23 protein-coding genes and 1 pseudogene are annotated in these 25,580 nt (G+C 73.1%); 15 read left to right on the top strand and 9 right to left on the bottom strand.

Annotation, left to right across the window (positions count from 1 at the left end; translation table 11 throughout):
• Nucleotides 1–398 precede the first annotated feature (398 nt).
• Together murQ and FHX31_RS03805 are read right to left on the bottom strand one after the other, a co-directional pair.
• The gene (murQ, locus tag FHX31_RS03810; RefSeq protein ID WP_013288153.1) at nucleotides 399–1,346 is read right to left on the bottom strand and encodes an N-acetylmuramic acid 6-phosphate etherase; all 948 of its coding nucleotides are present in this window, start codon (nucleotides 1,344–1,346) and stop codon (nucleotides 399–401) included.
• Nucleotides 1,343–2,257 carry a MurR/RpiR family transcriptional regulator gene (locus FHX31_RS03805; RefSeq protein ID WP_013288154.1) on the bottom strand — a complete coding sequence of 305 codons (915 nt, stop codon included), beginning with the start codon at nucleotides 2,255–2,257 and terminating at the stop codon, nucleotides 1,343–1,345. The genes murQ and FHX31_RS03805 overlap by 4 nt, the downstream gene beginning before the upstream one ends.
• Nucleotides 2,258–2,514: 257 nt before the next feature.
• On the opposite strand from FHX31_RS03805, the gene FHX31_RS03800 reads away from it, so the two are divergent.
• On the top strand, nucleotides 2,515–3,192 hold the full coding sequence (locus tag FHX31_RS03800; RefSeq protein WP_013288155.1) for an SDR family NAD(P)-dependent oxidoreductase: 678 nt from the start codon (nucleotides 2,515–2,517) through the stop codon (nucleotides 3,190–3,192).
• Here FHX31_RS03800 and FHX31_RS03795 read toward each other — a convergent pair.
• Nucleotides 3,177–3,923, bottom strand: coding sequence for a dTMP kinase (locus FHX31_RS03795; protein ID WP_184975117.1), 747 nt, complete (start codon nucleotides 3,921–3,923; stop codon nucleotides 3,177–3,179). The genes FHX31_RS03800 and FHX31_RS03795 overlap by 16 nt on opposite strands.
• A gap of 150 nt (nucleotides 3,924–4,073) precedes the next feature.
• Here FHX31_RS03795 and FHX31_RS03790 point away from each other — a divergent pair, with 150 nt between their 5' ends.
• The 5 genes and pseudogenes from FHX31_RS03790 to FHX31_RS03770 all read left to right on the top strand — a co-directional run bounded on the left by FHX31_RS03790 (nucleotide 4,074) and on the right by FHX31_RS03770 (nucleotide 6,498).
• Nucleotides 4,074–4,655, top strand: a complete 582-nt coding sequence (locus tag FHX31_RS03790) for a nucleotidyltransferase (protein ID WP_013288157.1) — start codon at nucleotides 4,074–4,076, stop codon at nucleotides 4,653–4,655.
• Between the two features lie 56 nt (nucleotides 4,656–4,711).
• Entirely contained in the window at nucleotides 4,712–4,921 is a 210-nt protein-coding gene (locus FHX31_RS03785) for a hypothetical protein (protein WP_225319459.1), read from the top strand.
• 10 nt (nucleotides 4,922–4,931) lie between these two features.
• Nucleotides 4,932–5,712, top strand: a pseudogene (locus FHX31_RS03780) (metallophosphoesterase family protein).
• On the top strand, nucleotides 5,703–5,849 hold the full coding sequence (locus FHX31_RS03775; protein WP_013288160.1) for a GPGG-motif small membrane protein: 147 nt from the start codon (nucleotides 5,703–5,705) through the stop codon (nucleotides 5,847–5,849). Before FHX31_RS03780 ends, FHX31_RS03775 begins: the two are co-directional and overlap by 10 nt.
• A gap of 151 nt (nucleotides 5,850–6,000) precedes the next feature.
• Nucleotides 6,001–6,498 (top strand): TspO/MBR family protein, encoded by a 498-nt coding sequence (locus FHX31_RS03770; RefSeq protein WP_184975113.1) that lies wholly within the window; start codon nucleotides 6,001–6,003, stop codon nucleotides 6,496–6,498.
• Nucleotides 6,499–6,541: 43 nt separating this feature from the next.
• Here the strand turns inward: FHX31_RS03770 and FHX31_RS03765 are convergent, their stop codons facing one another.
• Nucleotides 6,542–7,318 (bottom strand): M23 family metallopeptidase, encoded by a 777-nt coding sequence (locus tag FHX31_RS03765; protein ID WP_013288162.1) that lies wholly within the window; start codon nucleotides 7,316–7,318, stop codon nucleotides 6,542–6,544.
• A 237-nt stretch (nucleotides 7,319–7,555) separates the two neighbouring features.
• On the opposite strand from FHX31_RS03765, the gene FHX31_RS03760 reads away from it, so the two are divergent.
• From FHX31_RS03760 to FHX31_RS03740, 5 genes are all read left to right on the top strand, one after another.
• A complete protein-coding gene (locus FHX31_RS03760) occupies nucleotides 7,556–8,896 on the top strand; it encodes an ABC transporter substrate-binding protein (RefSeq protein ID WP_184975110.1) in 1,341 nt (446 codons plus the stop codon).
• A 71-nt stretch (nucleotides 8,897–8,967) separates the two neighbouring features.
• Complete coding sequence (locus FHX31_RS03755) at nucleotides 8,968–10,014, top strand: carbohydrate ABC transporter permease (protein WP_013288164.1); 1,047 nt, start codon at nucleotides 8,968–8,970, stop codon at nucleotides 10,012–10,014.
• A 1-nt stretch (nucleotide 10,015) separates the two neighbouring features.
• Nucleotides 10,016–10,975 carry a carbohydrate ABC transporter permease gene (locus FHX31_RS03750; protein WP_030271330.1) on the top strand — a complete coding sequence of 320 codons (960 nt, stop codon included), beginning with the start codon at nucleotides 10,016–10,018 and terminating at the stop codon, nucleotides 10,973–10,975.
• A gap of 61 nt (nucleotides 10,976–11,036) precedes the next feature.
• A complete protein-coding gene (locus tag FHX31_RS03745; protein WP_013475416.1) occupies nucleotides 11,037–12,107 on the top strand; it encodes a LacI family DNA-binding transcriptional regulator in 1,071 nt (356 codons plus the stop codon).
• Nucleotides 12,108–12,148: 41 nt separating this feature from the next.
• A complete protein-coding gene (locus FHX31_RS03740; protein ID WP_013475415.1) occupies nucleotides 12,149–13,792 on the top strand; it encodes a glycoside hydrolase family 13 protein in 1,644 nt (547 codons plus the stop codon).
• A gap of 58 nt (nucleotides 13,793–13,850) precedes the next feature.
• Here the strand turns inward: FHX31_RS03740 and FHX31_RS03735 are convergent, their stop codons facing one another.
• From FHX31_RS03735 to xylA, 3 genes are all read right to left on the bottom strand, one after another.
• Entirely contained in the window at nucleotides 13,851–15,284 is a 1,434-nt protein-coding gene (locus tag FHX31_RS03735) for an MFS transporter (RefSeq protein ID WP_184975107.1), read from the bottom strand.
• A gap of 109 nt (nucleotides 15,285–15,393) precedes the next feature.
• Nucleotides 15,394–16,836, bottom strand: coding sequence for a xylulokinase (gene xylB / locus FHX31_RS03730; RefSeq protein ID WP_184975103.1), 1,443 nt, complete (start codon nucleotides 16,834–16,836; stop codon nucleotides 15,394–15,396).
• Nucleotides 16,837–16,847: 11 nt separating this feature from the next.
• Nucleotides 16,848–18,035: a xylose isomerase gene (xylA, locus tag FHX31_RS03725; protein ID WP_184975101.1), complete on the bottom strand. Its 1,188-nt coding sequence runs from the start codon at nucleotides 18,033–18,035 to the stop codon at nucleotides 16,848–16,850.
• 53 nt (nucleotides 18,036–18,088) lie between these two features.
• Between xylA and FHX31_RS03720 the strand changes: the two genes are divergently transcribed.
• The 3 genes from FHX31_RS03720 (at nucleotide 18,089) to FHX31_RS03710 (ending at nucleotide 22,177) form a co-directional block, all read left to right on the top strand.
• The gene (locus FHX31_RS03720) at nucleotides 18,089–19,348 is read left to right on the top strand and encodes an ROK family protein (protein ID WP_013288171.1); all 1,260 of its coding nucleotides are present in this window, start codon (nucleotides 18,089–18,091) and stop codon (nucleotides 19,346–19,348) included.
• A 133-nt stretch (nucleotides 19,349–19,481) separates the two neighbouring features.
• Entirely contained in the window at nucleotides 19,482–21,149 is a 1,668-nt protein-coding gene (locus FHX31_RS03715) for a PP2C family protein-serine/threonine phosphatase (RefSeq protein WP_486481650.1), read from the top strand.
• Complete coding sequence (locus FHX31_RS03710) at nucleotides 21,146–22,177, top strand: cobalamin B12-binding domain-containing protein (protein WP_013475410.1); 1,032 nt, start codon at nucleotides 21,146–21,148, stop codon at nucleotides 22,175–22,177. The genes FHX31_RS03715 and FHX31_RS03710 overlap by 4 nt, the downstream gene beginning before the upstream one ends.
• A 1-nt stretch (nucleotide 22,178) precedes the next feature.
• Here the strand turns inward: FHX31_RS03710 and FHX31_RS03705 are convergent, their stop codons facing one another.
• Entirely contained in the window at nucleotides 22,179–22,694 is a 516-nt protein-coding gene (locus FHX31_RS03705) for a MarR family winged helix-turn-helix transcriptional regulator (RefSeq protein ID WP_013288174.1), read from the bottom strand.
• 94 nt (nucleotides 22,695–22,788) lie between these two features.
• Here FHX31_RS03705 and FHX31_RS03700 point away from each other — a divergent pair, with 94 nt between their 5' ends.
• Nucleotides 22,789–23,919: a PP2C family protein-serine/threonine phosphatase gene (locus FHX31_RS03700; RefSeq protein WP_013288175.1), complete on the top strand. Its 1,131-nt coding sequence runs from the start codon at nucleotides 22,789–22,791 to the stop codon at nucleotides 23,917–23,919.
• Between the two features lie 10 nt (nucleotides 23,920–23,929).
• Here FHX31_RS03700 and FHX31_RS03695 read toward each other — a convergent pair whose 3' ends face one another.
• Nucleotides 23,930–25,411 carry a sugar transferase gene (locus FHX31_RS03695; protein ID WP_013288176.1) on the bottom strand — a complete coding sequence of 494 codons (1,482 nt, stop codon included), beginning with the start codon at nucleotides 25,409–25,411 and terminating at the stop codon, nucleotides 23,930–23,932.
• Between the last annotated feature and the right edge of the window lie 169 nt (nucleotides 25,412–25,580).

Below are 25,580 nucleotides of genomic sequence, written 5' to 3'. Positions count from 1 at the left end.
TCCATGTCGTGAGTCGAAACTGTCACGAATGCCTGAGTAGTAGCTGAGAGCCCGGTCCATGTTTCCTGTTACCGGCCCGGTTCGGGCGGCTCGCGGGCGCCGTTTTCGGCGCACACCGGAGCTGCGAAATCGCCGTTCGCCCATGGAATGGCACCATTGCCTGTTCCATGAACACAGCGAGCCGCGTCACCGAGTCGTTGCGATCCTGGTCACTGCGAGATACGCGCCTGCGGACCGGTCGGTTCAGCCGTGCTCAAGGATTACCCTCCGCCTCGTTGAACAATCCGTGCGGGAGGAGTCGTCCCCTCCCTGCACGTGATTCGCGTCGCACCCGCCTGGCGGATGCGCCGGGCGGGTGGATCGGCGGTACGGGGCCGGCCCGCGGGCGGGCCGAACGGTCAGGAGGCGAGCAGTTCGAGCGCGCCGCGTACCTGGTGGGCGGAGCGGGCCAGCGCGGCCCGGGCGGCCGGCACCTCGGCGCCGGAGACGAGCGCGACGAGCGCGGTCTTGAGGTCGCCGTCGGCCTCCCGCAGGGCGACCCGGCACACCTCCTCGGCGCAGCCGGTGGCCTCCATGAGAATCGAGATCATGCGGCCGCGCAGTTTGGCGTTGGTCGCCACCATGTCGATCATGAGGTTCGAGTAGACCCGGCCCAGACGCACCATCACGGCCGTGGAGAACGTGTTGAGCACCAGCTTCTGCGCCGTGCCGGCCTTCATCCGGGTCGACCCGGTGACCACCTCCGGCCCGGTGTCCACCCCGATGAAGACGTCCACCGACGCGGCGGCCTCGGCCTCCGGATTCGCGCAGAGCAGCACCGTACCGGCCCCCTGCGCCCGGGACGCGGCGAGCGCCCCGAGGACGTACGGGGTGCGCCCGCTGGCCGCCAGGCCCACCACGAGGTCGCCGTGGCGTACGCACTCGGCGGCGTCGGCGGCGCCACCGCGCTCGTCGTCCTCGGCGTCCTCGACGGCCCGCCACATCGCGTCCGGGCCGCCGGCGAGGTGCGAGCAGAACCAGTGCCGCGGCGAGTTGAACGTCGGCGCCAGTTCGGCCGCGTCCAGCACGCCGAGGCGACCGGAGGTGCCGGCCCCGAAGTAGTGCACCCGGTGCCCGTCGCGCAGCGCGGCCACGGCCAGGTCGACCGTCTCGGCGATCTCGTCCAGCACCGCGGCGACCGCGGCCGGCACCCGCCGGTCCGCCTCGTTGATCACGGTGAGCACGTCCCGGGTGGACATCAGGTCGAGGTCGACGCTGTGCGGGTTGCGCCGCTCGGTCGGCGCGCCGACGCGCACCACCGGTCGCACCGCCGCCACGCCGTCCCGCTCCACCCGACCCGCCGTCATCCCCGCCTCCGCCCGGGGCCGACCCGGTGCGACTGGACCGCCTCGGCGGTGGCCTCCAGGGCCTTCTTCGTCCGGGCCCGGCTGCGGGCGGCCACACCGACGAAGAGGCAGTCGACCACTGTGAGCTGGGCCAGCCGGCTGGCGGTCGCGCCGGAGCGGTATGTCGTCTCCCGGGCGGCAGTGGTGAGCACGTGGTCCGCGACCTCGGTGATCGGCGAGCGCGGGAAGTTGGTCAGCGCCACTGTCGTGGCACCGCGCGCCCGGGCCTGCTCCAGCACCTCGATGACGTCGGACGTGGTGCCGGTGTGCGAGATGCCGACCGCCACGTCGCCGCGGCCCAGCAGGGCGGCGGAGGTGAGCGCGGTGTGCACGTCCGGGAAGTAGAACGCGATGCGGCCGATGCGGTGCAGCTTCTGCTGGAAGTCGGAGGCGACGAAGCCGCTGGCGCCCGCGCCGTAGACGTCGATCCGGCCGGCCGCGCCGATCGCCTCGACCACTCGCTCGCAGACCGCCGGGTCGAGCTGCTCGGCGGTCTCCTCCACGGCCCGGGCGTCGTTGAACGCGATCGTGGCGATGATCTGGGCGAGGTCGGCACCCGGCGGGATGTCGCCGCCGACCACCCGCGCGTCCGGCGGCTCGATCCGGCGGGCGGCCTCGGCGGCGAGCCGGATCCGCAGCTGGGGGTAGCCGTCCATGCCGACCGAGCGGCAGAAGCGAATCACTGTCGCCTCGGACGTCTCGGCGGCGGTGGCGAGGTCGGTGATCGTACGCCGGGCCGCGTCCGCCGGATCGGCGACGACCAGCCGGGCCACCCGCTGTTCGGCCGGGGACAGCGAGGGCAGCAGGCCGCTGATGTGGACGATCAGTCCACCGGGCTCGTGACTCGCAGAAATCTTCGAACTCTTCGCCACGGATGAAACTTACTTTCACACGGCGTGAGCGTCAACCATGACACCGCGTATCGGGAAATTTACCGTCTTCCGTGCCCGCCCCCGGGCCAAGGATCCCATTGTCGCAGCCCCGCCGCCTCATCCGCTCCGGTCGAGTCACTCCTGCCGCCCGACGTGCCGGTCCGCCGTCGCGCGGCAGGGCCTGCCTGGTCGGCCTCGATCCGACGGGCCGGACGGCCCACCGGTCCGTCGGCAGGGCGGTTGGCTAGCGTGTGTCCATGACGGAACGCACGGTGCTGGTGACCGGAGGCACGGGTGGGCTCGGCGGCGCGGTCACCGCCGCCTTCCTCGACGCGGGCTGGCGGGTGGTCGTACCCCAGCGGGAGCCCGGGACGGACGACGGCCCGGTCCGGGTCGTGGCCGACCTGCTGACGCCCGAGGGGGCCGCGCGGGCGGTCGAGGCCGCGACCGCCGAACCGGCCGCGCCGCTGCGCGCGGTGGTCAACCTCGTCGGCGGGTACGCCGCCGGCGCCCTGGTGCACGAGACCCCGGTCGAGGACTTCGAGCGGATGCTGCGGCTCAACCTGCGCCCGACGTACCTGGTCACCCACGCGGCGCTGCCGCACCTCATGGCGTCCGGCGACGGCGCGGTGGTCTGCGTCTCGGCCCGGGCGGCGGTCACGCCGTTCCCCGGCGCCTCCGGCTACGCCACCGCGAAGGCCGCGGTGCGGGCGTTCGCCGAGACGGTCGCGGTCGAGTACCGGCAGCGCGGCGTGCGGTGCAACACCGTGCTGCCGAGCGTCATCGACACCCCGGCCAACCGCGCCGCCCAGCCCGACGCCGACCACGGGCGCTGGGTGCCGCCGGCCGAGATCGCCGAGGTGATCCGCTTCCTGGCCTCCCCCGAGTCCGCGCCCACCAGCGGCGCGAGCATCCCGGTCTACGGGCGGGCCTGAACCGGCACCGGCCCGTCCCGCCCGGCGCCACCGACCGGGCGGCGCGGGCCGGCCGGAGCCGGGCCGGCCGGAGCCGGGCCGGGACCGGCTGACGGGTCGTCGGGCAGCCACTCGCTCAGGTGCGCCCGGATCCGGCGGGCCACCTCCTCCGGCGGGCCGTTGCCGTCCACCACCACGAAGCTGCCGTACTCCGGCAGTTCCCGGTACGCGGCGGCCGCGGCGGTCAGCCACTCCATGGTCTCGTGGTCGGTGCCGCGCCGCTCGATCCGCCGGTACGCCTCGGCGGGGTCGGCGGTGAGCAGGAACGTCACCCGGGGCGCCGGGAAGATCCGGTACCCGGCCCGGGCCAGCCGCTCCCACCGCTGCCCGCCGTGTGCCCGGATGCTGGCGTACTGGCAGGCGGACCACCTGTCCATCACCGCGGTACGCCCGGTCACCAGACAGCTGAGCAGCGCGAGCGCGATGGCCAACCATCGCAGCACCGACTCGACCACGAGCAGGCCGTCGCGCCCGACGAGCCGCTGCGCGTCCGGACGGCCGACCCGCTGGGCGATACGGCCGAGCCAGCGGCGGCCACCGGCGTTGCGGTGGTACGTGGCGGGACGGCCGGCCGCGGTGAGCGCCTGGGCGAGCCGGTGGGCCTGGGTGGTCTTACCTGAGCCGTCGATGCCGATCAGGGCGACGGTGCGCAGTCGGGCCCTGCCCCGCCGCGTCCGCAGTGAGCTGGCCACCCTCCCGAGGTTATCCGACCGATGCTCACACCGGCCCGTATGTCGCTTTCCTGCCCTGGCGGGCCGATCGCGCCGCAACAGGTGTGACCGGAGCGTCCGCCGGGTACGCATCGTGGTCCCACCGCCCACATGACGACGAGGGAGCCGCAGATGGCCGAGCGCGGGGACGAGACCCTGGTGCACACGCTGAAGAAGGTCGCCGCCGTGCTCAAACAGTCCGAGATCCCGTTCGCGCTCGGTGGCAGCTTCGCGGTGTACGCGCACGGCGGTCACTCCAGCGACCACGACGTGGACTTCCTGCTCCGCGAGGTGGACGTCGACCGGGCGCTGGAGGCGCTGGTCGAGGCCGGCTTCACCGCCGAGCGCCCGCCGGAGGACTGGCTGGTCAAGGTCTACGACGAGGACCGGATGGTGGACCTGATCCACCGGCCGGTGGAGACGCCGGTGACCGAGGAGACGTTCGCCGACACGATCGTGCGCCCGGTCGACGCGATCCACATGCCGGTGCTCTCGGCCAGCCAGCTCATGGTGCACAAGCTGCTCAGCTTCTCCCAGCACTACTGCGACTTCGCCCGCGCCCTGCCGCTGGCCCGCTCACTGCGGGAACAGATCGACTGGGAACGGGTACGGAAGGAGACGCAGCACTCGCCGTACGCGGAGGCGTTCCTGGTGCTGCTCGACCGGCTGGACGTGCTGCCCGGCGGCGCGCCCGGAGGAAGGGAGACCCTGTGACCGGACTGTCCGGCGACATTCCCCCCGACGAGTACGTCGAGGCGGAGATCCAGAGCATGCTGGCCGAGGACCCGACCGTGGCCGAGCAGGGCATCACGGTGGTGCGGCGGGAGAACGGGCTGGTGCTCTACGGCGAGGTGGAGAGCCCGCACCGGCGGGAGGAGATCCTGCGGCGGGTGGCCGAGCGCTTCCCGGACACCCACGTGACGAGCGACATCGGGGTGATCCGCACGCAGGCGCCCACCCAGGTCGAGGAGTTGCCGTGAGGGAGGTTCGATGGTGATCCGGATCGCCGCCGTGGGCGACGTGCATCTGGACGAGGACGTGGTGGGCCGGTTCCGCCCGGCGCTGGAGGAGTTGCCCGGCTGCGCCGACGTGCTCCTGCTCGCCGGTGACCTGACCCGGCACGGCACCGAGGCCGAGGCGCGGTGCGTGGCCCGGGAGTTCGGCGACCTCGGCGTACCGGTGATCACCGTGCTCGGCAACCACGACCACCAGTGCGACGAGGTGCCGCAGGTGGTGAAGGTGCTGGAGGACGCCGGGATCACGGTGCTGGAGGGCACCGGCGTCGTGGTGGACACCCCCGGCGGACGGCTCGGGGTCGCAGGCGTGAAGGGGTTCGGCGGCGGGTTCGCCGGGCGGTGCGCCAGCGACTTCGGGGAGCCGGAGATGAAGGCGTTCGTGCGGACCACCAGGGAGAGCGCCGACGCGCTCACCGACGCGCTGCTCTCGCTGGACTGCGACGCGCTCGTCGCGCTCACCCACTACTCCCCCGTACCGGACACGCTCGCCGGCGAGCCGCTGGAGATCTACCCGTTCCTCGGCTGCTACCAGCTCGGTCAGGCGATCGACTCCGCACCTACCGCGCTGGCGCTGCACGGGCACGCCCACCACGGCACCGAGCGCGGCACCACACCGGGCGGGGTCCGGGTCCGCAACGTGGCCCACCCGGTGATCAAACAGGCGTACAGCGTCTTCCACCTGGGCGGTGATCAGCTCGACTGAGCGGGAGGTTTCCGGTATCGGGCGCACGGGTATCCAGCCGACATGGAGCTGATTCTCTGGATTCTCGCAGTCGTACTGGTGGTCGCCGGAATTCTCGCCCTGTTCCGCCGGCAGATCCTCTGGGGCATCGTCCTCATCGTCGTCGGCCTGCTGGTCGGCCCGGGTGGCGTCAGCATCTTCAACACGTAACAGCGGTTCTCGTACCCGCCGGGGTCGCCGGGCCCGGGTGTTCCGTCCTGCCGGACCGGAACGTCCGGGCCGGGTGACTCCGGCTTTTCCGCGTCCGGGTCCGGCGGCGCCCGGGCGTTTGCCGGGCCGGTCGAGCGGAAACATCTCGGCCATGGAGATGTCGCAGAGTGTCACCCGGCGCACCGCCGGAGCCCGCCAGTGGTTGGCGTTGCTCGGCTTCGGCGCCGCCACCTTCGCCGCCGCCGCGATCGGCGGGCTGGGTGTCCAGGGCACCTCCGCCGAGTACCAGGGCCTGGAGCAGCCCGCCTGGGCGCCGCCGTCGTGGCTGTTCGGCCCGGTCTGGACCGTGCTCTACGTGCTCATCGCGATCGCCGGCTGGCTGGTCTGGCGGCGGGTCAATTTCGGCCCCGCGCTCTGGGCCTGGGTCGTGCAGCTCGTGCTGAACGCGATCTGGACCCCGCTGTTCTTCGGCGCCGGGGCGTACGGGCTGGCGTTCGCCGAGATCGTGCTGATGTGGCTGGCGATCGGGGTGACGGTGGCCCTGTTCCGGCGCGTCTCCCGGCCGGCCACGCTGCTGATGCTGCCGTACTGGGCCTGGGTGACGTTCGCGTCCGCGCTGAACTTCGCGGTGTGGCGGCTGAACTCCTGACCGGTACGGGCGCGGGAGCCGCTCGCCCCCGCGCCCGCCCGGTTCAGCAGCGGGGTACGCCCGGGATGTAGCCGTCGTACCCGGTGTAGACGTACGCGTCGGAGATGAACCGGCCGGAGCCGATCCGGTCCCAGATCGAGCTGGTGCCGTAGGTGCCGGTGACGCTGGTGCCGCTGGTCTGGCACTGGATGGTCACCTTCGCCCCGTCGGCCACCGTGCCGACCGAGCTGTAGCCGGTGCCGGGGCCGGAGCGGACCGTCAGCGGGGAGCCGGCCGTGTTGACGGTGCCCTCGCCGGTGTTCGTCCCGCCGCAGCCGTTGTCACTGGTGTAGGTCTTGGTGCCCCAGTAGAGCGCCTGGACGCCGTTGAACTTGATCTTCACAGAGCTGCCGTTGAGACGCTGCTCGTAGTGCAGGTGCGGGCCGGTGGAGCCGCCGGTCGTGCCGACGTACCCGATCACCCGGCCGTAGCCGACGGTCTGCCCGACGGAGACGTTGAAGGCGTTCAGGTGGGCGTAGTAGGTGGTGTGTCCGCCGCCGTGGTTGATCCGGACGTACTTGCCGTAGCTGGTGTCGCCGAGGTTGGTCACCACGTCGACAGTGCCGGGTGCGCTGGCGACCACCGGGTCGCCCAGGTCGTCGGTGCGGTTGAAGTCGATCGCGTTGGCCGGGCTGTGGTTGGTCCGGGTCTGACCGGACCAGGACTGGTTGCACGGGAACGGGACCTTGAACGTCGGGGCGGCCATCGCCGGCGCGGCCGGTACGAGGGTCGCCGCCAGGACCGCGGCGCTCGCCCCGAGGGCGAGCCATCGCTTACGCATCCACTGCCTCCAATGTTGAAAGTCTTCAATGTGATGCGGACATCCTGACAGAAAGTTCCGTTCCCGGGAAGATTCGTGGGAGCGCACCCATCACCGGTGGTCAGGGTTTCGGGATTGTTACCGGGCCGTGTCCGGCCAGGGGTGGACCCGGCACGATGCAAGCGCTTACATGTGAGGACGACCATCGGACCGGCGCGGGTTCGATCCCCCCACGCGCCGGCAAGGAAGGAGATCGGCATGGCGTTTGCCAGATCGCGCCAGGCGCTCGCGGTCGCCGGCGTCCTGGGGCTGGCGCTCGGCGTCGCCGCCTGCGGCACCGGCAACGACAAGAAGAGCAGCAACGCGGGCTCGGCCGAGTGCGGCGCATATGAGAAGTACGACGGTCACGACGGCAAGAAGGTGACCATCTACTCCTCGATCCGTGACATCGAGGACGAGCGCCTCCAGCAGTCCTGGAAGGAGTTCGAGGACTGCACCGGCATCGAGATCGACCACGAGGGCTCCGGCGAGTTCGAGGCGCAGCTGCCGGTGCGGGTGGACGGCGGCAACGCCCCCGACCTCGCCTTCATCCCGCAGCCGGGTCTGCTGAAGCGGTTCGTCGACTCGGGCAAGCTCAAGCCGGTCGGCGCCGACACCAAGGCGATGGCCGAGCAGAACTACTCCGCCGACTGGCTGAAGTACAGCACCGTCAACGGCCAGCTCTACGGCGCCCCGCTCGGCTCGAACGTGAAGTCCTTCGTGTGGTACTCGCCGAAGACCTTCAAGGAGAAGGGCTGGACGGTCCCCACCACGTGGGACGACATGATCAAGCTCTCCGACCAGATCGCGGCCAGCGGCACCAAGCCGTGGTGCGCCGGCATCGAGTCCGGTGACGCCACCGGCTGGCCGGCCACCGACTGGATCGAGGACGTGCTGCTGCGTACCGGCGGCCCGGACGTCTACGACAAGTGGACCACCCACGAGATCCCGTTCAACGACCCGCAGGTGGCTGACGCCCTCAACCGGGCCGGCAGCATCCTGAAGAACGAGAAGTACGTCAACGGCGGCTTCGGCGGCGTGAAGAGCATCGCCACCACCTCCTTCCAGGAGGGCGGCACGCCCATCACCGCCGGCAAGTGCGCGCTGCACCGCCAGGCGTCCTTCTACGCCAACCAGTGGCCCGAGGGCACCAAGGTGGCCGAGGACGGCGACGTCTTCGCGTTCTACTTCCCGGCCATCGACCCGTCGAAGGGCAAGCCGGTGCTGGGCGGCGGCGAGTTCGTCGCGGCCTTCGGCGACCGTCCCGAGGTCCAGGCGGTGCAGACCTACCTGGCCTCCGGCGAGTACGCCAACAGCCGCGCCAAGATCGGTGACTGGGTCTCCGCGAACAAGAAGCTGGACCTGAACAACGTCCCGAACCCGGTGGACAAGCTCTCCGTGGGCATCCTCCAGGACGAGAAGACGGTCTTCCGCTTCGACGGCTCGGACCTGATGCCGGCCGCGGTCGGCGCCGGCACCTTCTGGAAGGGCATGGTGGCCTGGATCAACGGCAAGGACACCACCGCCGTCCTGAACGACATCGAGGGCAGCTGGAAGTGATCTAGCAGGTGGCCCGGTCCGCGGACGCGGACCGGGCCACCTCTGCTAGCCGAACCCTTGAGGGAGGGTCGATGGAGTTCGACTTCGCGGCGGAGCAGCCGAAGTTCCTCATGCTCATGTACGGGCTGATCGCCTTCGTCGCGGTGGTGGGCGGGCTGCTCCTGCTTCTCGACGTGGTGCCGTCGTTCTTCGCCCGGCGCCGGGAGGCGCAGCTGGTCGCGGCCTCCGCGAGCGGCGCGCCGCTGCCCCGCCGGCGCAAGCAGCGCGAGGGCACGTTCGCGTTCTTCTTCCTGTTGCCGACGCTGCTGCTGCTCGCCGTCGGGCTGGTGGTCCCCGCCATCCGCACCACGCTGCTCTCCTTCATGGACTCCGGCAGCAACAACTGGGTGGGCCTGGACAACTACCGCTGGATGTTCGCCGAGGACTCGATCGTCCGGGTCCTGATCAACACGCTGATCTGGGTGCTCCTGGTGCCGCTGGTGGCCACCGGGTTCGGCCTGATCTACGCGGTCCTGGTGGACAAGGCCCGGTTCGAGGCCGTGGCCAAGTCCCTGATCTTCCTGCCGATGGCGATCTCGTTCGTCGGCGCCTCCATCATCTGGAAGTTCGTCTACGCCTACCGGGGCGAGGGCGACCAGATCGGCCTGCTCAACCAGATCGTGGTGAGCCTGGGCGGCGAGCCGAAGCAGTGGCTGCTGGACTCGCCGCTGAACACGTTCCTGCTCATCGTGATCATGGTGTGGATCCAGGCCGGTTTCGCGATGGTGGTGCTCTCCGCCGCGATCAAGGCCATCCCGGCCGACATCGTCGAGGCGGCCCGGCTGGACGGCACCACCCCGTGGCAGATGTTCTGGCGGATCACCATGCCGAGCATCCGGCCGGCGCTGATCGTCGTGGTGGTGACGCTGTCCATCGCGACGCTCAAGGTCTTCGACATCGTCCGGACCGCCACGAACGGCAACTACGACACGAACGTGATCGCGACCGAGATGTACAACCAGGCGTTCCGCTACCAGGAGAACGGTCAGGGCTCGGCGCTGGCGGTGTTCCTGTTCGTCCTGGTGATCCCGATCGTGATCTACCAGATCCGCAACCTGCGCAAGCAGCGGGAGGGCTGAGATGACCACCGCCACGCCCACCGTCGGAGTCGGCGCCCAGGCCACCGAGCCGACCACCCGGGGCGCCCGGGTGCGCAAGCGCCTGAACAGCCGTACCGCCACGCTCGTGTCGATCGTGATCGCGGTGCTCTGGACGATCCCGACCTTCGGCCTGTTCATCTCCTCGATCCGGCCGGAGAACGAGATCAAGACCACCGGGTGGTGGACGTTCTTCAGCAACCCGCAGATCACGCTGGAGAACTACCAGGAGGTGCTGTTCAGCCGCGGCTCGTCCGGGCAGCTGGCCAGCTACTTCATCAACTCGCTGGCGATCACCATCCCCTCGGTGCTCTTCCCGCTGGCCTTCGCGTCGCTCGCCGCGTACGCGCTGGCGTGGATGAACTTCAAGGGGCGGGACTGGGTCTACATCGGGATCTTCGCGCTGCAGATCGTGCCGTTGCAGATGGCCCTTGTGCCGCTGCTGCGGTTCTTCTCCACCGGCGTCACCATCGCCGGGGTGCAGATCCTCCCCGCGTGGGACCTGGTCGACGAGCAGAAGTTCGCCCAGGTGTGGTTCGCGCACACCTGCTTCGCGCTTCCGTTCGCCGTGTTCCTGCTGCACAACTTCATCTCGCAGCTCCCCGGCGACCTGATGGAGGCGGCCCGGGTCGACGGGGCCACCCACCCCAAGATCTTCCGCACCATCGTGCTGCCGCTGATCACGCCCGCGCTGGCGGCGTTCGGCATCTTCCAGTTCCTCTGGGTCTGGAACGACCTGCTGGTCGCGCTGATCTTCGCCGGCGGCGGCGACGAGACCGCCCCGATGACAGTCCGGCTCGCAGAGCTGGCCGGCACCCGCGGCAACGAGTGGCAGCGGCTGACGGCCGGCGCGTTCGTGTCGATCGTCGTACCGCTGATCGTTTTCCTGTCCCTCCAGCGCTTCTTCGTGCGAGGTCTGCTCGCCGGCAGCGTCAAGGGTTGATCCGGCGCCCCGCCGCCGGCACGGCCGGCGGCGGGGTCCGGGTCACAGCGGGGAGCTCACGATGACCAGGATTGACGACGTCGCCCGTCTGGCCGGGGTCTCCACGGCCACCGTCTCCCGGGCGCTGCGGGGCCTGCCGACGGTCTCGGCCGCGACCCGCCGCCGGGTGCTCGCCGCCGCCGAGCAGCTCCAGTACGCGGTCTCGCCCAGCGCGAGCCGCCTGGCCGGCGGCCGGACCGGCACCGTGGCGGTGGTGGTGCCCCGGATCACCAGATGGTTCTTCGGCACCGTGGTCGAGGCGGTCGAGGAATTCCTCCAGGACAGCGGCTACGACCTGCTGCTCTACAACCTCGGCGGCCGGGAGCAGACCCGGCAGCGGGTGCTGCGCACGGCGAGCCTGCACAAGCGGGTGGACGCGATCATCCTGGTCGCGACCCCGCTGCGCGCGGCCGACGTGCACGCGCTGACGAAGCTGGACCTGCCGGGCGTGACGATCAGCTCCGGCAGCGAGGTGCCCGGGTGGCCCTGCGTCCGGATCGACGACGTGGCCGCTGCCCGGACCGCCACCCGCCATCTGCTCGACCTCGGCCACACCCGGATCGCGCACATCTCCGGCGACCCGGACGACGAACTGGCCTTCACCACCCACCTGGACCGGCGGCGCGGCTACCAGGAGGCGTTGCGGGCCGCCGGGCTGCGGCCCGACCCGAGCCTCGACGTCGAGTCGCGCTTCACCATCGACGGGGGCACCCGGGCCACCACCGAGCTGCTGGCCCGGGGCGAGCCGCCGACGGCCATCTTCGCCGCCTGCGACGAGATGGCGATGGGCGCGATCACCGCGCTGCGCGACGCCGGGCTGCGGGTGCCGGAGGACGTGAGCGTGATGGGCATCGACGACCACGACCTGGCCGGCGTGCTCGGGCTCTCGACGATCGCCCAGCCGGCCGCCGAGCAGGGGCTGCTCGCCGCCCGCATCCTGCTCGACCCGCTCGGCGTACGAGCCGCCGAGCCGTACCCGGGCCTGGTGCCCGCCCCGCGCGGCGCCGACACCGACGACGGGACACCGCCCCCGGTGATCCTGCCCACTCGCCTGGTGGTGCGCGAATCGACAGCGCCGCCCCGGGCACACTGAAGAACTCGCTCGTCCCGCACCACCCAGACAGGAGTAAGGCGCTGAACACCGACGCGACGCAGCAGGCCCCGGGCACCGGCTGGTGGACCGAGGCGGTCATCTACCAGGTCTACCCGCGCTCGTTCGCCGACTCCGACGGCGACGGGATCGGCGACCTGCCGGGCATCACGTCCCGGCTCGACCACCTCGCCGAGCTGGGAGTCGACGCGCTCTGGCTGTCCCCGTTCTACCCGTCCCCGCAGGCCGACGCCGGGTACGACGTGTCCGACTACCGCGACGTCGACCCGCTGTTCGGCACGCTCGCCGACGCCGACAAGCTGATCGCCGAGGCGAAGGCCCGCGGGCTGCGGGTGATCGTCGACCTGGTGCCCAACCACACGTCGTCCGCGCACCGCTGGTTCGAAGCGGCAGTCGCCGCCGCGCCGGGCAGCCCGGAACGGCAGCGCTACGTCATCCGCGACGGCAGGGGCCCGGACGGCGCCGAGGCGCCGAACGACTGGGTGAGCGTGTTCGGCGGCCCCGCCTGGACGCGGCTGCCGGACGGGCAGTGGTACCTGCACCTGTTCGACTCCGGCCAGCCCGACCTCAACTGGGACAACCCGGAGGTGCGCGAGGAGTTCCTCGACGTGCTGCGCTTCTGGCTGGACCGGGGCGTGGACGGCTTCCGGGTGGACGTGGCGCACGGCCTGATCAAGCAGGCCGACCTGGCCGACTGGCAGGAGCCGCAGGAGATCCTCTCCGGCAGCGAGGTGGACAAGCCGCGCCCGCCGATGTGGGACCAGGACGGCGTGCACGAGATCTACCGGGAGTGGCGGCGGGTGCTCGACTCGTACCCCGGTGAGCGGATCCTGGTCGCCGAGGCGTGGGTGGAGCCGGCCGAGCGCCTGGCCCGGTACGTGCGCCCGGACGAGATGCACCAGGCCTTCAACTTCGAATACCTGCTGGCCGCGTGGACCGCGCCGGCCCAGTACGCGGTGATCACCCGCTCGCTGGAGGCCACCGACTCCGTCGGCGCGCCCACCACCTGGGTGCTGTCCAACCACGACGTGGTCCGGCACGCCTCCCGGCTCGGGCTCGGCACCGCCGGCGGCCGGGCCAACGGCGTCGGCGTGGACGACCCGCAGCCGGACGCCGCGCTGGGCCTGCGCCGGGCCCGGGCGGCCAGCCTGCTGATGCTCGCGCTGCCCGGCTCCGCCTACCTCTACCAGGGTGAGGAACTGGGGCTGCCGGAGCACACCACGCTGCCCGACGAGGCCCGCCAGGACCCGACCTGGAAGCGCAGCGGGCACACCGAGCGCGGCCGGGACGGCTGCCGGGTGCCGATCCCGTGGGAGGCCGACGCCCCGTCGTACGGCTTCGGGCCGACGGACGCGAGCTGGCTGCCCCAGCCGCCGGTGTGGGCCGAGTACGCGCTGGACCGGCAGCGCGGCGTGCCCGGCTCGACGTACGAGCTGTACCGGACCGCGCTGCGGCTGCGCCGCGAGCACGCGCTGGCCCGGGGCCCGCTGCGGTTCCTGACCTCCGGCGACGAGGTGCTCACGTTCACCAACGGCGACCTCACCGTGCTGACCAACTTCGGTGCCGACCCGGCGCCGTTGCCGGCCGGCGCGCAGGTGCTGGTGTCGAGCGCGCCGCTGGACACCGCCGCGGTCCCCACGGACGTCACGGTCTGGTTCCGGGTGTAAGGAAGGGCCCCTTCTTAACGCCTCCGGTAGAGCAGGGGCCCCTTCTTAACACTCACCGTTAAGAAGGGGCCCTTCCTTCCTCCAGGCGCTCGGCGCGGGCGTGCAGCAGGTCGTACACCTGCGCGATGTCCCGCGGCGACGTCCGCGCGGCCAGCCAGTACATGATCCCGGTCGGGATGAAGAAGAGCTGGAACGCGGCCAGCCCGACCGCGTAGTTCAGCGGCGGCGGGAAGGCCGCCCGCAGCCCGGCGAACGCCACGCCGACCAGCCCGTTGCCCGCCGCCCGGCCGACGCCGTTGACCAGGTTGCCCAGGCTGTAGACGGTGCCCCGGTGCTCGGGCGGGTTGACGTCGGCGATCAGGGCGAACCAGTTCGGCGAGTTCGCCGACGTCAGCGCCAGCGCCACCACGGCGGTGAGCAGGCTCAGCCCCACCGACGGCTCGGTCAGCACGCTGGACAGCACGGCCGTCACCACCGCGCCGGAACCGGCGCCGTCGGGCACGTCGATGCGGATCGGCACGAAGAACAGGACCAGGTAGAACGGCAGCGCCGCGAGGATGCCGACGGCCGCGACCATGGCCCGGCCGCTGGGCGTACGCCGTTGCAGCGCGTCGCCCACCAGCCCGCCCACGATGGACAGCACGCCGCCGAGCTGGAACAGGGTGGCGAAGACGCTGCCCACCACCACGGCTGTGGCCGGTGAGTAGCCCTGCGCCTCGGCCCGCTGGCTGAACAGCACCGGCAGCCATACCAGCGAGCCGAACGCGGCCTGGGCGGTCAGCCCCTGCATGATCAGCCAGCGGTTGGTCCGGCGGGCCAGGATCCGGGGCAGGTCGGCACGGCTGATCCGGTAGTCGTACTCGTTCCCGGCGTCGATCGCCCCGGCCAGCTCCGGTTCGCTCTGCCCGCGCCGGATGTCGTAGGTGAACAGGTACGCCACTGTGGCGGCCAGGCCCACGCCGGTCAGCAGCAGGAACGGCCGCCGCCAGTCGGTAGCGCCGAGCACGCCGCCGAGCAGCGTCCCGGCCAGCGTGCCGACGCCCTGGGACAGCCCCCAGAAGCTCATCACCAGGCCCCGGCGGCGCGGTGAGATCAGGTCCGTGACCACCGAGAAGCCGACCGAGCCCACCGCGCCGAGCCCGACCGCGCCGACGAACTGCGCGACCAGGAACGTCGCGTACCCCCCGGCGAGCGCGCTGCCCGCGGTGCCGGCCGCCCAGAGCAGCGTGCCGACCATGAGCAGCGGCTTGCGGTTGGTGCGGTCCCCCACGTAGGCCCAGGCCACCGCCGCCACCGCGCTGACCAGGAAGCTGACGGCGGTGACCAGGCCGAGCATCCGCTGGGGTACGTCGAGGGCGGTGGAGATCGGCCCGTACAGCGGAGGCACCAGGCCGATCGCCACGTTGTCCAGCGAGGCGAGCACCACGAAGACCACGACGCTGTAGAACCGGTGTGGCGTGTTCCCGCGCCGGGAGATCCTCGTGCCCTTCATGCAGGGCAGCCAATCAGGTGCGGGCCGGATCCGGGACACCGCCCCCGGCCGCCGCGCGTGTTAAGAAGGGGCCCCTCCTCTACCGCAGGCGTTAAGAAGGGGCCCTTCCTTACCCCCGGGCGTGGGCGTAGCGCTCGCGGATGGCGGGCACCGCCTCGCCGGTGTACTCCTCGGTGTCGCCGATCGACCAGGCGGGCGGGGTGTCGCCGCCGAGCGCCACCCAGGCGGCCTGCCGGGCCGCGCCGTCGGCCACGTACTCGCCCGGCGGCGGCACCACCACCGGGCGGCCGAAGACCTGCGGCGCGATCCGGCGCACCGCCTCGGACCGGGCGCCGCCGCCGACCAGGATGATCCGGTCGGCGCGGGCACCCTGTGCGATGAGCGCGTCCAGGCCGTCGGCCAGCCCGCAGAGCATGCCCTCCACCGCGGCCCGGGCCAGGTGCGCCGGGGTCGAGGTGTGCAGCGTCAGGCCCTTCAGCTCGCCGGTGGCGTGCGGCCGGTCCGGCGTCCGCTCCCCTTCCAGGTACGGCACCAGCACCAGCCCGTCCGCGCCGGGCGGGGCGGACAGGGCCAGCTCGCCGAGCCGGTCGAGGTCGACGCCGAGCAGCGTCGCGGCGGCGTCCAGCACCCGGGCGGCGTTGAGCGTGCACACGAGCGGCAGGTACCGGCCGGTGGCGTCGGCGAACCCGGCCACCGCGCCGGTGGAGTCGGCGGCCGGCGTGTCCGCCACCGCGAAGACGGTGCCGGAGGTGCCGATCGAGACGACCACGTCGCCCGGACCGGCCCCGGCGCCGAGCGCCGCGGCGGCGTTGTCCCCGGTCCCCGGCCCGAGGAGCACCGGGCCTCCGGACGGACCGGCCGCGCCGGACGCCGAACCGCCGCCGAACACGGCCGGGTCGAGGTGCCCGGCCACCTCGGCGGGGCCGAGCACGACCGGCACCTTCGGGCGCCGGCCGAAGGCCCGCTCCAGCAGGTCCAGCCGGTACTCGCCGGTACGCGGCGACCAGTAGCCGGTGCCGCTGGCGTCGCCCCGGTCGGTACGCAGCGCGTCCAGCCCGGGCGCGCCTGCGAGCCGCCAGGTGAGCCAGTCGTGCGGCAGGCAGACGGCGGCGACCCGGTCGGCGTTGTCCGGCTCGTGCCGGGCCAGCCAGCGCAGCTTCGTCGCGGTGAAGCTGGCCACCGGCACCGCGCCGGTCGCCTCGGCCCAGAACCGGCGGCCGGTCTCCCCGCCGCCGGCCTCCTCGACCAGTTCCCGGGCCGCGTCGGCGGAGCGGATGTCGTTCCACAGCAGCGCCGGGCGGACCACCTCACCGGAGGTGTCCAGGCAGACCATGCCGTGCTGCTGGCCGCCGACCGAGATGGCGGCCACGTCGCCCAGGCCACCGGCCTCGGCGACCGCCGCCTGCAGGGCCTCCCACCAGGCGTACGGGTCGACCTCGGTGCCGGGCGGGTGCGGCGCGCGGCCCTGCCGGACCAGCGCGCCGGTCTCCGCGTCCCGGACGACCACCTTGCAGGACTGGGTCGACGAGTCGACCCCCGCGACGAGCGGCATGGCGGCCCGCCTCAGCGCGCGCCGAGCACGTGCTCGACGGCGAGCTGGTTGAGCCGGACGAAGCCGAAACCCTTCGCCCCGGCGGCCTCCGGGTCGAACTCCTCGAACGCGGTCCGGTCGGCCAGCAGCTCGCGGTAGCCCTCACCGGGGTTGAGCGTCGGGGTGGCCAGCTCGGCCACCCGGGCGGCGGCGAGCGCCTCGACCACCTCCGGGTCGGCGCGGAACGCCGCGGCCCGCTCCTTGAGCAGCAGGTACGTCCGCATGTTCGCCTCGGCGGAGGCCCACACGCCGGTCATGTCCTCGGTGCGGGACGGCTTGTAGTCGAAGTGGCGCGGGCCGTCGTAGGCCGGGCCGCCGTTCGGGCCGCCGTGCTCCAGCAGGTCGACCAGGGCGAACGCGTTGAGCAGGTCGCCGTGGCCGAAGACCAGGTCCTGGTCGTACTTGATGCCGCGCTGGCCGTTCAGGTCGATGTGGAACAGCTTGCCCTGCCAGAGCGCCTGGGCGATGCCGTGGGCGAAGTTCAGCCCGGCCATCTGCTCGTGCCCGACCTCCGGGTTGAGCCCGACCATCTCCGGGCGGGCCAGCGTGGAGATGAACCCGAGCGCGTGGCCGACCGTGGGCAGCAGGATGTCGCCGCGCGGCTCGTTCGGCTTGGGCTCCAGGGCGAAGCGCAGGTCGTAGCCGTTGTCGACGACGTACTCGCAGAGCAGGTCGACGGCTTCGCGGTAGCGGTCCAGCGCGGCCTGGACGTCCTTCGCCACGTCGTACTCGGCGCCCTCCCGGCCGCCCCACATGACGAACGTCTTCGCGCCCATCTCGGCGGCCAGGTCGATGTTGCGCAGCACCTTGCGCAGCGCGTACCGGCGGACGTCGCGGTCGTTGCTGGTGAAGCCGCCGTCCTTGAACACCGGGTGGTTGAACAGGTTGGTGGTGACCATCGGCACGACCAGGCCGGTCTCGTCGAGGGCCTTGCGGAAGCGGCTCAGCCCGGCGTCGCGGGTGGCGGCGTCCGCGCCGAACGGGACCAGGTCGTCGTCGTGGAAGGTGATGCCGTACGCGCCCAGCTCGGCGAGCCGGTGCACCGCCTCGACGGCGTCCAGCTCGGGCCGGGTGGCGTCACCGAACGGGTCACGGGCCGGCCAGCCCACCGTCCAGAGACCGAAGGAGAACTTGTCCGCGGGGGTGGGGCGGGGTGCCATGGCAGACCTCCAGGTGGTGGTGTCGTCCGCGATTTGTTCAGCGGTTGAATTAAATGGCGGCGATGTGGCAGTGTCAAGAGGTGACAAGCGCCAGCACCGCCGGGGCGGTCCGGCAGGGCAGCCTGCGCGAGTTGAACCTCGCAGTGGTGCTGCGGCGGATCGCCGCCGCCGACCGGCCGCCCTCGCGCGCCGGGATCGCCGCCGACACCGGCCTGACCCGGGCCACCGTCTCCGCCGTCGTGGACGACCTGATCGCCGGCCGGCTGGTCGCCGAGGCGGAGCCGGAGCCGCGTACCGGTGCGGGCCGTCCCGCCCGGGGCCTGGTGCTCGCCTCCGACGGCCCGGCCGGGCTCGGCCTGGAGGTGAACGTCGACTACCTGGCGGCCTGCGTCGTCGACCTGACCGGCACGGTCCGGCACCACCTGGTCCGCCGCGCCGACCTGCGCCCGGTCTCCCCCGCCGACGCGCTCGCCCGGCTCGCCGCGCTCGCCGCCGAGGCGCGCGCTGCCGCCGTACGCGACGGGCTGACACTGGCCGGCGCGGCGCTCGCCGTGCCGGGCCTGGTGGGCGACGGCGGCCTGGTCCGGCTCGCGCCGAACCTGGGCTGGCGGGACGTGGACGTGCCGGCGCTGCTGGCCGGGCACCCGCTGGCCGAGCCGGTCGACGGGGTGCCGCCGCTGGTGGTCGACAACGAGGCGAACCTGGCCGCGCTCGGCGAGCTGTACGCCGGCCCGCCCGGCCCGCGCAGCTTCCTGCACGTCACCGGCGAGATCGGCATCGGCGCCGGGATCGTGCTCGACGGCGCGCTCTACCGGGGCGCGCGCGGCTGGAGCGGAGAGATCGGTCACTTCCCGGTGCAGCCGCAGGGGCGGCCGTGCCGCTGCGGCGGCCAGGGCTGCCTGGAGCGGTACGCGGGCCAGGAGGCGATCCTGGCCGCCGCCGGGCTGCCCGGCGCGGAACTGCCGGCTGACACCGCCGCCACCCGGCTCGCCGACCTGGCCGAGGCCGGTGACCCGGCCACGCTGACCGCCCTGACCGACGCCGGCACCGCCCTCGGGGTGGCGGTGGCGGGCGTGGTGAACCTGCTGGACCTGGACACGGTGGTGCTCGGGGGCGGATACGCCCGGCTCGCGCCCTGGCTGCGGCCGACTGTGGAGGCGGAGGTCTCCCGCCGGGTGCTCACCGCCGGGTGGGCGCCGGTCACTGTGCGGCCGGCGGTGCTCGGCGCGCAGTCCGCGGCGGTCGGCGGCGCCGGGTCGGTGGTCCGCCGGATCGTCGACCGGCCGGTGGGCTGGCTGGCCCGGACCACCTGAGCCGGGATGATCCTCGACGGGCATTCCGTGCCTGCGCTCGGTACGCTTGCCGCCGGGCAACAAGTCCGCCGAGCGAGGGGTGCACCGACAGCATGCGCAGGGGTCGACCGACCGAAGCGCCCGGCCACCGGAGGTGACCGCCGCGCGCCGGGGCGGTGTCGCGGGGCCGGTCAGCGGCGGTGGACACGCCTCGCGGAGACGGCCCCGGCGGGTTGCCGAGGCCGCGCTACCGGCTGACGACCGTCTGGCCCGGGAACTGCTGGACGGGCTCGCCGAGGCCGTCGTGACGGTCGACCACGCAGGCGTGGTGACGCTCGTCAACGCGATGGCCGCCGACCTGCTCCCCGAGGTGGCGCCCGGCGTCGACCTGGCCGCGTGCCGGGTACCGGCGCTGGCCGACGCGGCCGCCGCCGGATCGGACGCGTTCGAGACCGAACACCACGGCCGGCGGCTGCGCGGCCTGCGGCGTCCCCTGGCCGACGACCGCAGCGCCTGGTACGTCCGGGACGTCACCGAGGAACACGCGCGCACCGACGCGCTGCTGGCCGAACGGTCGCGCACCGCGTTCCTCGCCGAGGCGGGCAGCCGGCTCGGGCTGTCCCTGCACCGCGAGCAGACGCTGCGTACCGCCGTGACGCTGCCGGTGCCCTACCTGGCCGACGCGGCAGTCGTGGTGCACCGCCCGCCTCCGCCCGCCGAGGACCAGCCGCACTGGATCCGGTACGCCACCGGCGATCCCGGCCCGGTCACCGGCCAGGCCGGCTGGCACACGGTGGAGTCCGTCCCCGGCCTGGTCGAGGCGCTCGAAGGCGACCTCACCGAACCGAGTCCCTGGCTGGACGCCGAGCTGGCCGACCTGGCCGAGGTGCTGCCCGCCGGGTTCGGCCGCCCGGGCACCGTGTTGATCAGCCCGATGCCCAGCGCGGGCGGCCCGGCCGGCGCGCTGGTGCTGGCCCGCCGCCGGGAGCGGCCCGGTTTCGACAAGCGGGAGATCGGCCTGGCCCGGGAGTTCGCCGGCCGGGCCGGCGCCGCGCTGGCCGCAGCCGAGCTGTACGGCGAGCAGGCGCACCTGGCCCGGGTGCTCCAGAACAGCCTGCTCCCGCCGGCGCTGCCCCGCCTGCCCGGGATGACGCTCGCCGGCGGTTACCGCGCCGCCGGGGACAGCCTGCGCATCGGCGGCGACTTCTACGACCTGTTCCCCACCGGCGACGGCGGCCTGTTCGCGCTCGGCGACGTCTGCGGCAAGGGCGTCGGTGCGGCCGTGCTGACCGGCCGGGTCCGCCAGTCGCTGCAGACCCTGCGCCTGGTCGAGCAACGTCCCCGGGAACTGCTGGAGCTGCTCAACCGGGCGCTGCTGGACGCTCCCGACGCGGCCCGCCGGGCCCAGTTCACCACGCTCCTGCTCGGCGCGCTGCGCCGTGAGCCGGACGGCGGGCTGCTGATCCGGGTGGCGGGTGGCGGGCACCCCGCTCCGCTCGTCGTCCGTGCCGGCGGCGGCGTCGAGACGATCCGGGTGGGCGGCATGCCGGTGGGCGCGCTCACCGACGCCCGGTTCGCCGACGCCGAGGTCCGGCTGGCCCCGGGTGACCTGCTGCTGGCGTACACCGACGGGGTGACCGAGGCCCGGGGCGGCCCGACCGAGCCGGCCATGTTCGGCGACGCCCGGTTGCGTCAGGCGCTCGCCACCGGCACCGGGCTTCCGCCCGCCGCGCTCGTGGACCGGGTGCTCCAGCTCGTCGACGAGTGGCTGGACGGGCAACCCCACGACGACATCGCCATGCTCGCCGTGGCGGCCGGGTGACACCACCGCCGCCCGACCGCCCCACCCCCGCGGCCGGGCGCCGGATCGGGCCGGAGACGCTCGCCGCGTACCTCGACCACCTGGACGCCGCCGACCGGTCCGGCGCTGTGGCGCTGGCGCGCGGCCTGCTGGCGGACGGCTTCTCGGTCGCGGACGTCCTGGTCGACCTGGTCGCGGTGGCGCAGCGGGAGGTCGGTCGGCGCTGGCTCACCGGCTCGTGGAGCGTCGCCCAGGAGCACGCCGCCACTCACGTCAGCGAGCAGGTGGTGGACGCGCTGGGCGCGACGGTCGGCCCACCGCGACGCGGGCACGTGGTGATGGCCTGCGTGGAGGGCGAGTGGCACGCGCTGGCCGCCCGCATCGTCACCGAGGTGGTCCGGGCGGCCGGCTGGCGGGTGACGTTCCTCGGTGCCAGCGTGCCGGCCCGGCATCTGGTCTCGTACCTGCACCAGACCGGCCCGGACGCGGTGCTGCTGAGCTGCGTGCAGCCGAACCGGCTGGTCCGGGCGGCGCGGATGGTGGAGGCCAGCCGCGCGGCCGGTGTGCCGGTGCTCGCCGGTGGTCCCGGCTTCGGCCCGGACGGCCGGTGGGCCACCGCGATCGGCGCGGCGGGCTGGGGCGCCAGCGCCCGGGACGCGGTGGCGCTGCTGGAACGGCCGTTGTCGGCCGCGCACACCGGGTCGCCGCCGCCCCCGCCCGACGACGCGTACGTGGCGGTACTGCACCGGCGGCGTGAGCTGGTCGGGCTCGCGCTCGCCGCGGTGGACCCGCCGCAGGAGAGCGCCGAGGAGGTCGCCGCCGGCATCGCGCACCTGGTGGACGCGCTGATCGCGGCCGTGCGGGTGGACGACGACCGGCTGCTGCGCGACTTCGTCGGGTGGCAGGAGGAGGCGCTGACCTCCCGGGGCGGCCGGGCGCTGCTGGACGAGGTGCTCGGCACGCTGGAACGGGCGCTCACCGAGCATCCCCGGGTGGTGGCCCGGCTGCGGGCCGCCCGCGAAGCCGCGCCGGACGGCCGTTCAGGCTGAGTCAGGCGGTACGGGCCACCGGCGGCTCACCGGACGGCCGGGCGGGGTCGCCGATCCGTTCCCCGGACGGTTGCAGCATCGGCCAGCCCTCCGCCACCGGGGCCTCGCCTCGCCGGCCCACCTCGTCGAACTCGCGCATGCCGCGTACCAGCGCGGCCCGGCCCTCCGGGCTCATCCCGGCCAGGATCCGCTCCAGCCGGTGCCGCCGGTCGGCACGCAGCTCGGCGAGGAGCCGGAGGGCGGCGGGCGTGAGGTGCAGCGAGATCTCCCGCCGGTCGTAGCGGCCCGGCTCGCGTTCCAGCATCCCGGCCGCGACGAGCCGGTCGCACAGCCGGCTGGCGGAGGAGAGCAACATGTCGGTGAGGGTGGCGAGCCGGCGGAGGTTGATGCCGTCATACTGCTCGACGACCATGATCGCGCGTAGCTGGGCACTCGACAGCCGGCTGGTGGTGCGCTCCCGGGCCGCCTCCCAGACGGCGAGCAAGGTGCCTGCCGCCTCGTCCAGTGCGGCGGACATACTCGTTTCAGGTTCCCGGGGTCTGCGCTCTTCGGTCATGGTGGCCCGAGACTACTCCCCGGATCTGCCCGGCGACCTGTGCAAAGGAGCAAAGATGAGCGGAGCGGAGGGCCGCGCGCGCCGGGTCCTGACCGAGGCGCCGACGGATCTCATCGTGGACCGGCTCGCCGCCGAGCTGGCGCGCACGTACGGCGTCGCCCGCACCGAGCTGTACCAGGTCGACTACCGGCTCGCCGAGCTGCTGCCGCTGGATGACGGCCCGTCGGTCACCGGCCCCGGCCACCCGGCCTGGCGCGCCTTCGACCACCAGGAGCCGGTGATCGCCGACGGCGTCGGCTGGTTCCCGGTGGGCATGCGCGGCGAACGCCGGGGCGTGCTGAAGGTCTCGCCGGTACCCGCCGACCCGCACGCCCGCCGGGAGCTGGACACCATCGCCACTGTGCTCGGGCACGAGCTGAGCGCGGTCACGGCGACCACCGACATCTACCGCACCGCCCGGCGCAGCCGGCGGCTCACGCTGGCCGCCGAGATGCAGTGGGAGCTGCTGCCCGGGCGCAGCCGGATCCGGCCGTCGTTCAGCCTGGCCGGGCAGTTGGAGCCGGCGTACGCGGTGCGCGGGGACAGCTTCGACTGGTCCGACGACGGTCACCGGCTCTGGCTGGCGGTGCTGAACGGCTACGGCGAGGGGGTTGCGGCGGCGCTGCTCGCCTCGCTGGCCACGTACGCGCTGCGCAACGCGCGCCGGGCCGGGCTCGACCTGGCCGACCAGGCGGCGCTGGCCGACCAGGCGATCTACGCCCAGCACCGGGGCGAACAGCACGTCTCCGTGCTCCTGATCGAGCTGGACCTGGCCACCGGCGAGATGACTGTGGTCGACGCCGGTTCGCCGCGGCTGCTGCGGCTGCGGGCCGGTGAGGTGACCGAGCAGGAGCTGGACAAGCAGTTCCCGCTCGGCATGTTCGAGGGCACCGACTACCGCCCGCAGCGGTTCCGGCTGGAGCGCGAGGACCGGCTCTTCGTGGTCAGCGACGGCGTGATCGACGCCACCACCGAGCAGGTGCGCTACGGCGAGGTGGCGCTGGACCGGTTCCTGCGCCGGACCGGCCCGATGGAGCCGCTGGACGCGGTCCGGTCGCTGATCGGCGACCTGCGGGCCTTCGTCGCCGGTGACCTGGTGGACGACGCGGTGGTGGTCTGCCTGGACTGGCTCGGGCCGCAGCCCTGACCCGCCCCCCTCAGTACGCGCCGCGGCTGTTGAGCACCGCGCCGAACGTCTTCCAGAGGATGGTCAGGTCCGCGGCCAGCGACCAGTTCTCCACGTAGTAGAGGTCCAGCCGGATGCCGTCCTCCCAGCTCAGGTCCGACCGGCCGCTGACCTGCCAGAGGCCGGTCATGCCGGGCTTGACCAGCAGCCGGCGTGCCACGTCACCGTCGTAGCGGGCCACCTCGGACGGCAGCGGCGGGCGCGGACCGACCAGGCTCATCTGGCCGAGCAGCACGTTGGCGAGCTGGGGCAGCTCGTCCAGCGACCACTTGCGCAGCAGCCGGCCGACCCGGGTGACGCGCGGGTCGTCGCGCATCTTGAACATCAGGCCGTCGGTCTCGTTGCGCGCGGCCAGCTCGGCGAGCAGGGCGTCGGCGTTGACCACCATGGTGCGGAACTTGAAGACGCCGAACTCCTCGCCGCCCTGGCCGACCCGGGTCTGCCGGAACAGCACCGGGCCGCGGCTGTCGATCTTGATGGCCAGCGCGATCACGATCAGCAGCGGCGCCAGGACGAGCAGGGCGATCAGCGAGAGGGACCGGTCGACGAAGCCCTTGACCAGCTTGCGGGCGCCGCGGAACTCGGGCGCCTCGACGTGGATCAGCGGCAGGCCGGCGACCGGACGGGTGTGGATGCGGGGGCCGGCCACGTCGGTGAGCGCCGGCGCCACCACCAGGTCGACGCCGGTGCCCTCCAGCTGCCAGCCGAGGCGGCGCAACCGGGTCGCGGTCAGCTCGCCCGAGGCGGTGACCGCCACCGTGTCGGCGCCGATCGCGGTGGCGGCCTCCGGGATGCCCCGGAAGCTGCCGACCACCGGCACGTCGCCCAGCCGCTGCGGCACCGGGGCGAGCAGCGCGTCCGGGATGCACGCGCCGACCACCTGGTAGCCGGCGTACGGCTCCCGGCGCAGCGTGTGCACCAGCTCCAGCACGTGCGCGGTGTCGCCCACCACGAGCACCTTGCGGGACCAGCCGGCGCCCCGGTCGCGGGCCCGGTGCAGCCGCTTGCGGGCCGCGAACCGCGCCACCTCCAGGCCGATCGTGCCGACCGCGAAGGAGATGGCCAGGAAACCCCGGGAGACGCCGACGTCGGCGATGTACCCGGCGATGGCGATGCCGCCGGCGAGTCGCATGCTGGCCGCGCTGACCCGGCGGTACTCGTCGGCGCCGTAGCCGAGCACCTGGTCGTCGTAGCAGCGCATCGCCTTGAGCGAGACGAGCCAGACCAGCAGGAGCGCCGGGGCGACCACCACGTACGGGATCTCGGACCCGGTCGGTTCCTCGTCGCCGAACCGGGCCAGGTAACCGACCAGGATGGCCACGGCGAGCACGGCGGTGTCCAGCACCACCAGGACCCGGATGTAGGCCCGCTCCGCGGCTCGCGTCGTCTTGCCGGGGCGTTCACCACCGGGTCGCGACGACGTGGCAGGGGTCAACAGCGTCGCCGAGGTCACCGGCCCTCCCCACTTCGCTCAGGACCGCCTCGTCCCCGCCCGGCTCCGGTGTGGAGCCCGCGGTCGAGGCACCCGGTCATCATGCCTGGACAATTATGGTTACCGATTGATTCGGACGCATTACCGTCAGTTCTCATCCCGCGCCTTGACCCGGGAAGCCTTCCGCCGT

The organism is Micromonospora sp. CNZ286 (genome assembly GCF_014207755.1).
The sequence above is the reverse complement of the archived record's forward strand: the minus strand, read 5'-3'. Positions and strand labels throughout refer to the sequence as shown.

Excerpts from the sequence above, each read along its gene's own strand:
- FHX31_RS03785 (WP_225319459.1), top strand. The coding sequence starts at position 4,712 with ATGCTGGCCGAGGACCCGACCGTGGCCGAGCAGGGCATCACGGTGGTG.
- FHX31_RS03705 (WP_013288174.1), bottom strand. The coding sequence starts at position 22,694 with ATGTCCGCCGCACTGGACGAGGCGGCAGGCACCTTGCTCGCCGTCTGG.
- FHX31_RS03765 (WP_013288162.1), bottom strand. The coding sequence starts at position 7,318 with ATGCGTAAGCGATGGCTCGCCCTCGGGGCGAGCGCCGCGGTCCTGGCG.
- FHX31_RS03720 (WP_013288171.1), top strand. The coding sequence starts at position 18,089 with ATGGCGGCGATGTGGCAGTGTCAAGAGGTGACAAGCGCCAGCACCGCC.
- FHX31_RS03790 (WP_013288157.1), top strand. The coding sequence starts at position 4,074 with ATGGCCGAGCGCGGGGACGAGACCCTGGTGCACACGCTGAAGAAGGTC.
- FHX31_RS03745 (WP_013475416.1), top strand. The coding sequence starts at position 11,037 with ATGACCAGGATTGACGACGTCGCCCGTCTGGCCGGGGTCTCCACGGCC.
- murQ (WP_013288153.1), bottom strand. The coding sequence starts at position 1,346 with ATGACGGCGGGTCGGGTGGAGCGGGACGGCGTGGCGGCGGTGCGACCG.
- FHX31_RS03700 (WP_013288175.1), top strand. The coding sequence starts at position 22,789 with ATGAGCGGAGCGGAGGGCCGCGCGCGCCGGGTCCTGACCGAGGCGCCG.
- FHX31_RS03775 (WP_013288160.1), top strand. The coding sequence starts at position 5,703 with ATGGAGCTGATTCTCTGGATTCTCGCAGTCGTACTGGTGGTCGCCGGA.
- FHX31_RS03755 (WP_013288164.1), top strand. The coding sequence starts at position 8,968 with ATGGAGTTCGACTTCGCGGCGGAGCAGCCGAAGTTCCTCATGCTCATG.
- xylA (WP_184975101.1), bottom strand. The coding sequence starts at position 18,035 with ATGGCACCCCGCCCCACCCCCGCGGACAAGTTCTCCTTCGGTCTCTGG.
- FHX31_RS03760 (WP_184975110.1), top strand. The coding sequence starts at position 7,556 with ATGGCGTTTGCCAGATCGCGCCAGGCGCTCGCGGTCGCCGGCGTCCTG.
- FHX31_RS03800 (WP_013288155.1), top strand. The coding sequence starts at position 2,515 with ATGACGGAACGCACGGTGCTGGTGACCGGAGGCACGGGTGGGCTCGGC.
- FHX31_RS03770 (WP_184975113.1), top strand. The coding sequence starts at position 6,001 with ATGGAGATGTCGCAGAGTGTCACCCGGCGCACCGCCGGAGCCCGCCAG.
- FHX31_RS03735 (WP_184975107.1), bottom strand. The coding sequence starts at position 15,284 with ATGAAGGGCACGAGGATCTCCCGGCGCGGGAACACGCCACACCGGTTC.
- FHX31_RS03750 (WP_030271330.1), top strand. The coding sequence starts at position 10,016 with ATGACCACCGCCACGCCCACCGTCGGAGTCGGCGCCCAGGCCACCGAG.
- xylB (WP_184975103.1), bottom strand. The coding sequence starts at position 16,836 with ATGCCGCTCGTCGCGGGGGTCGACTCGTCGACCCAGTCCTGCAAGGTG.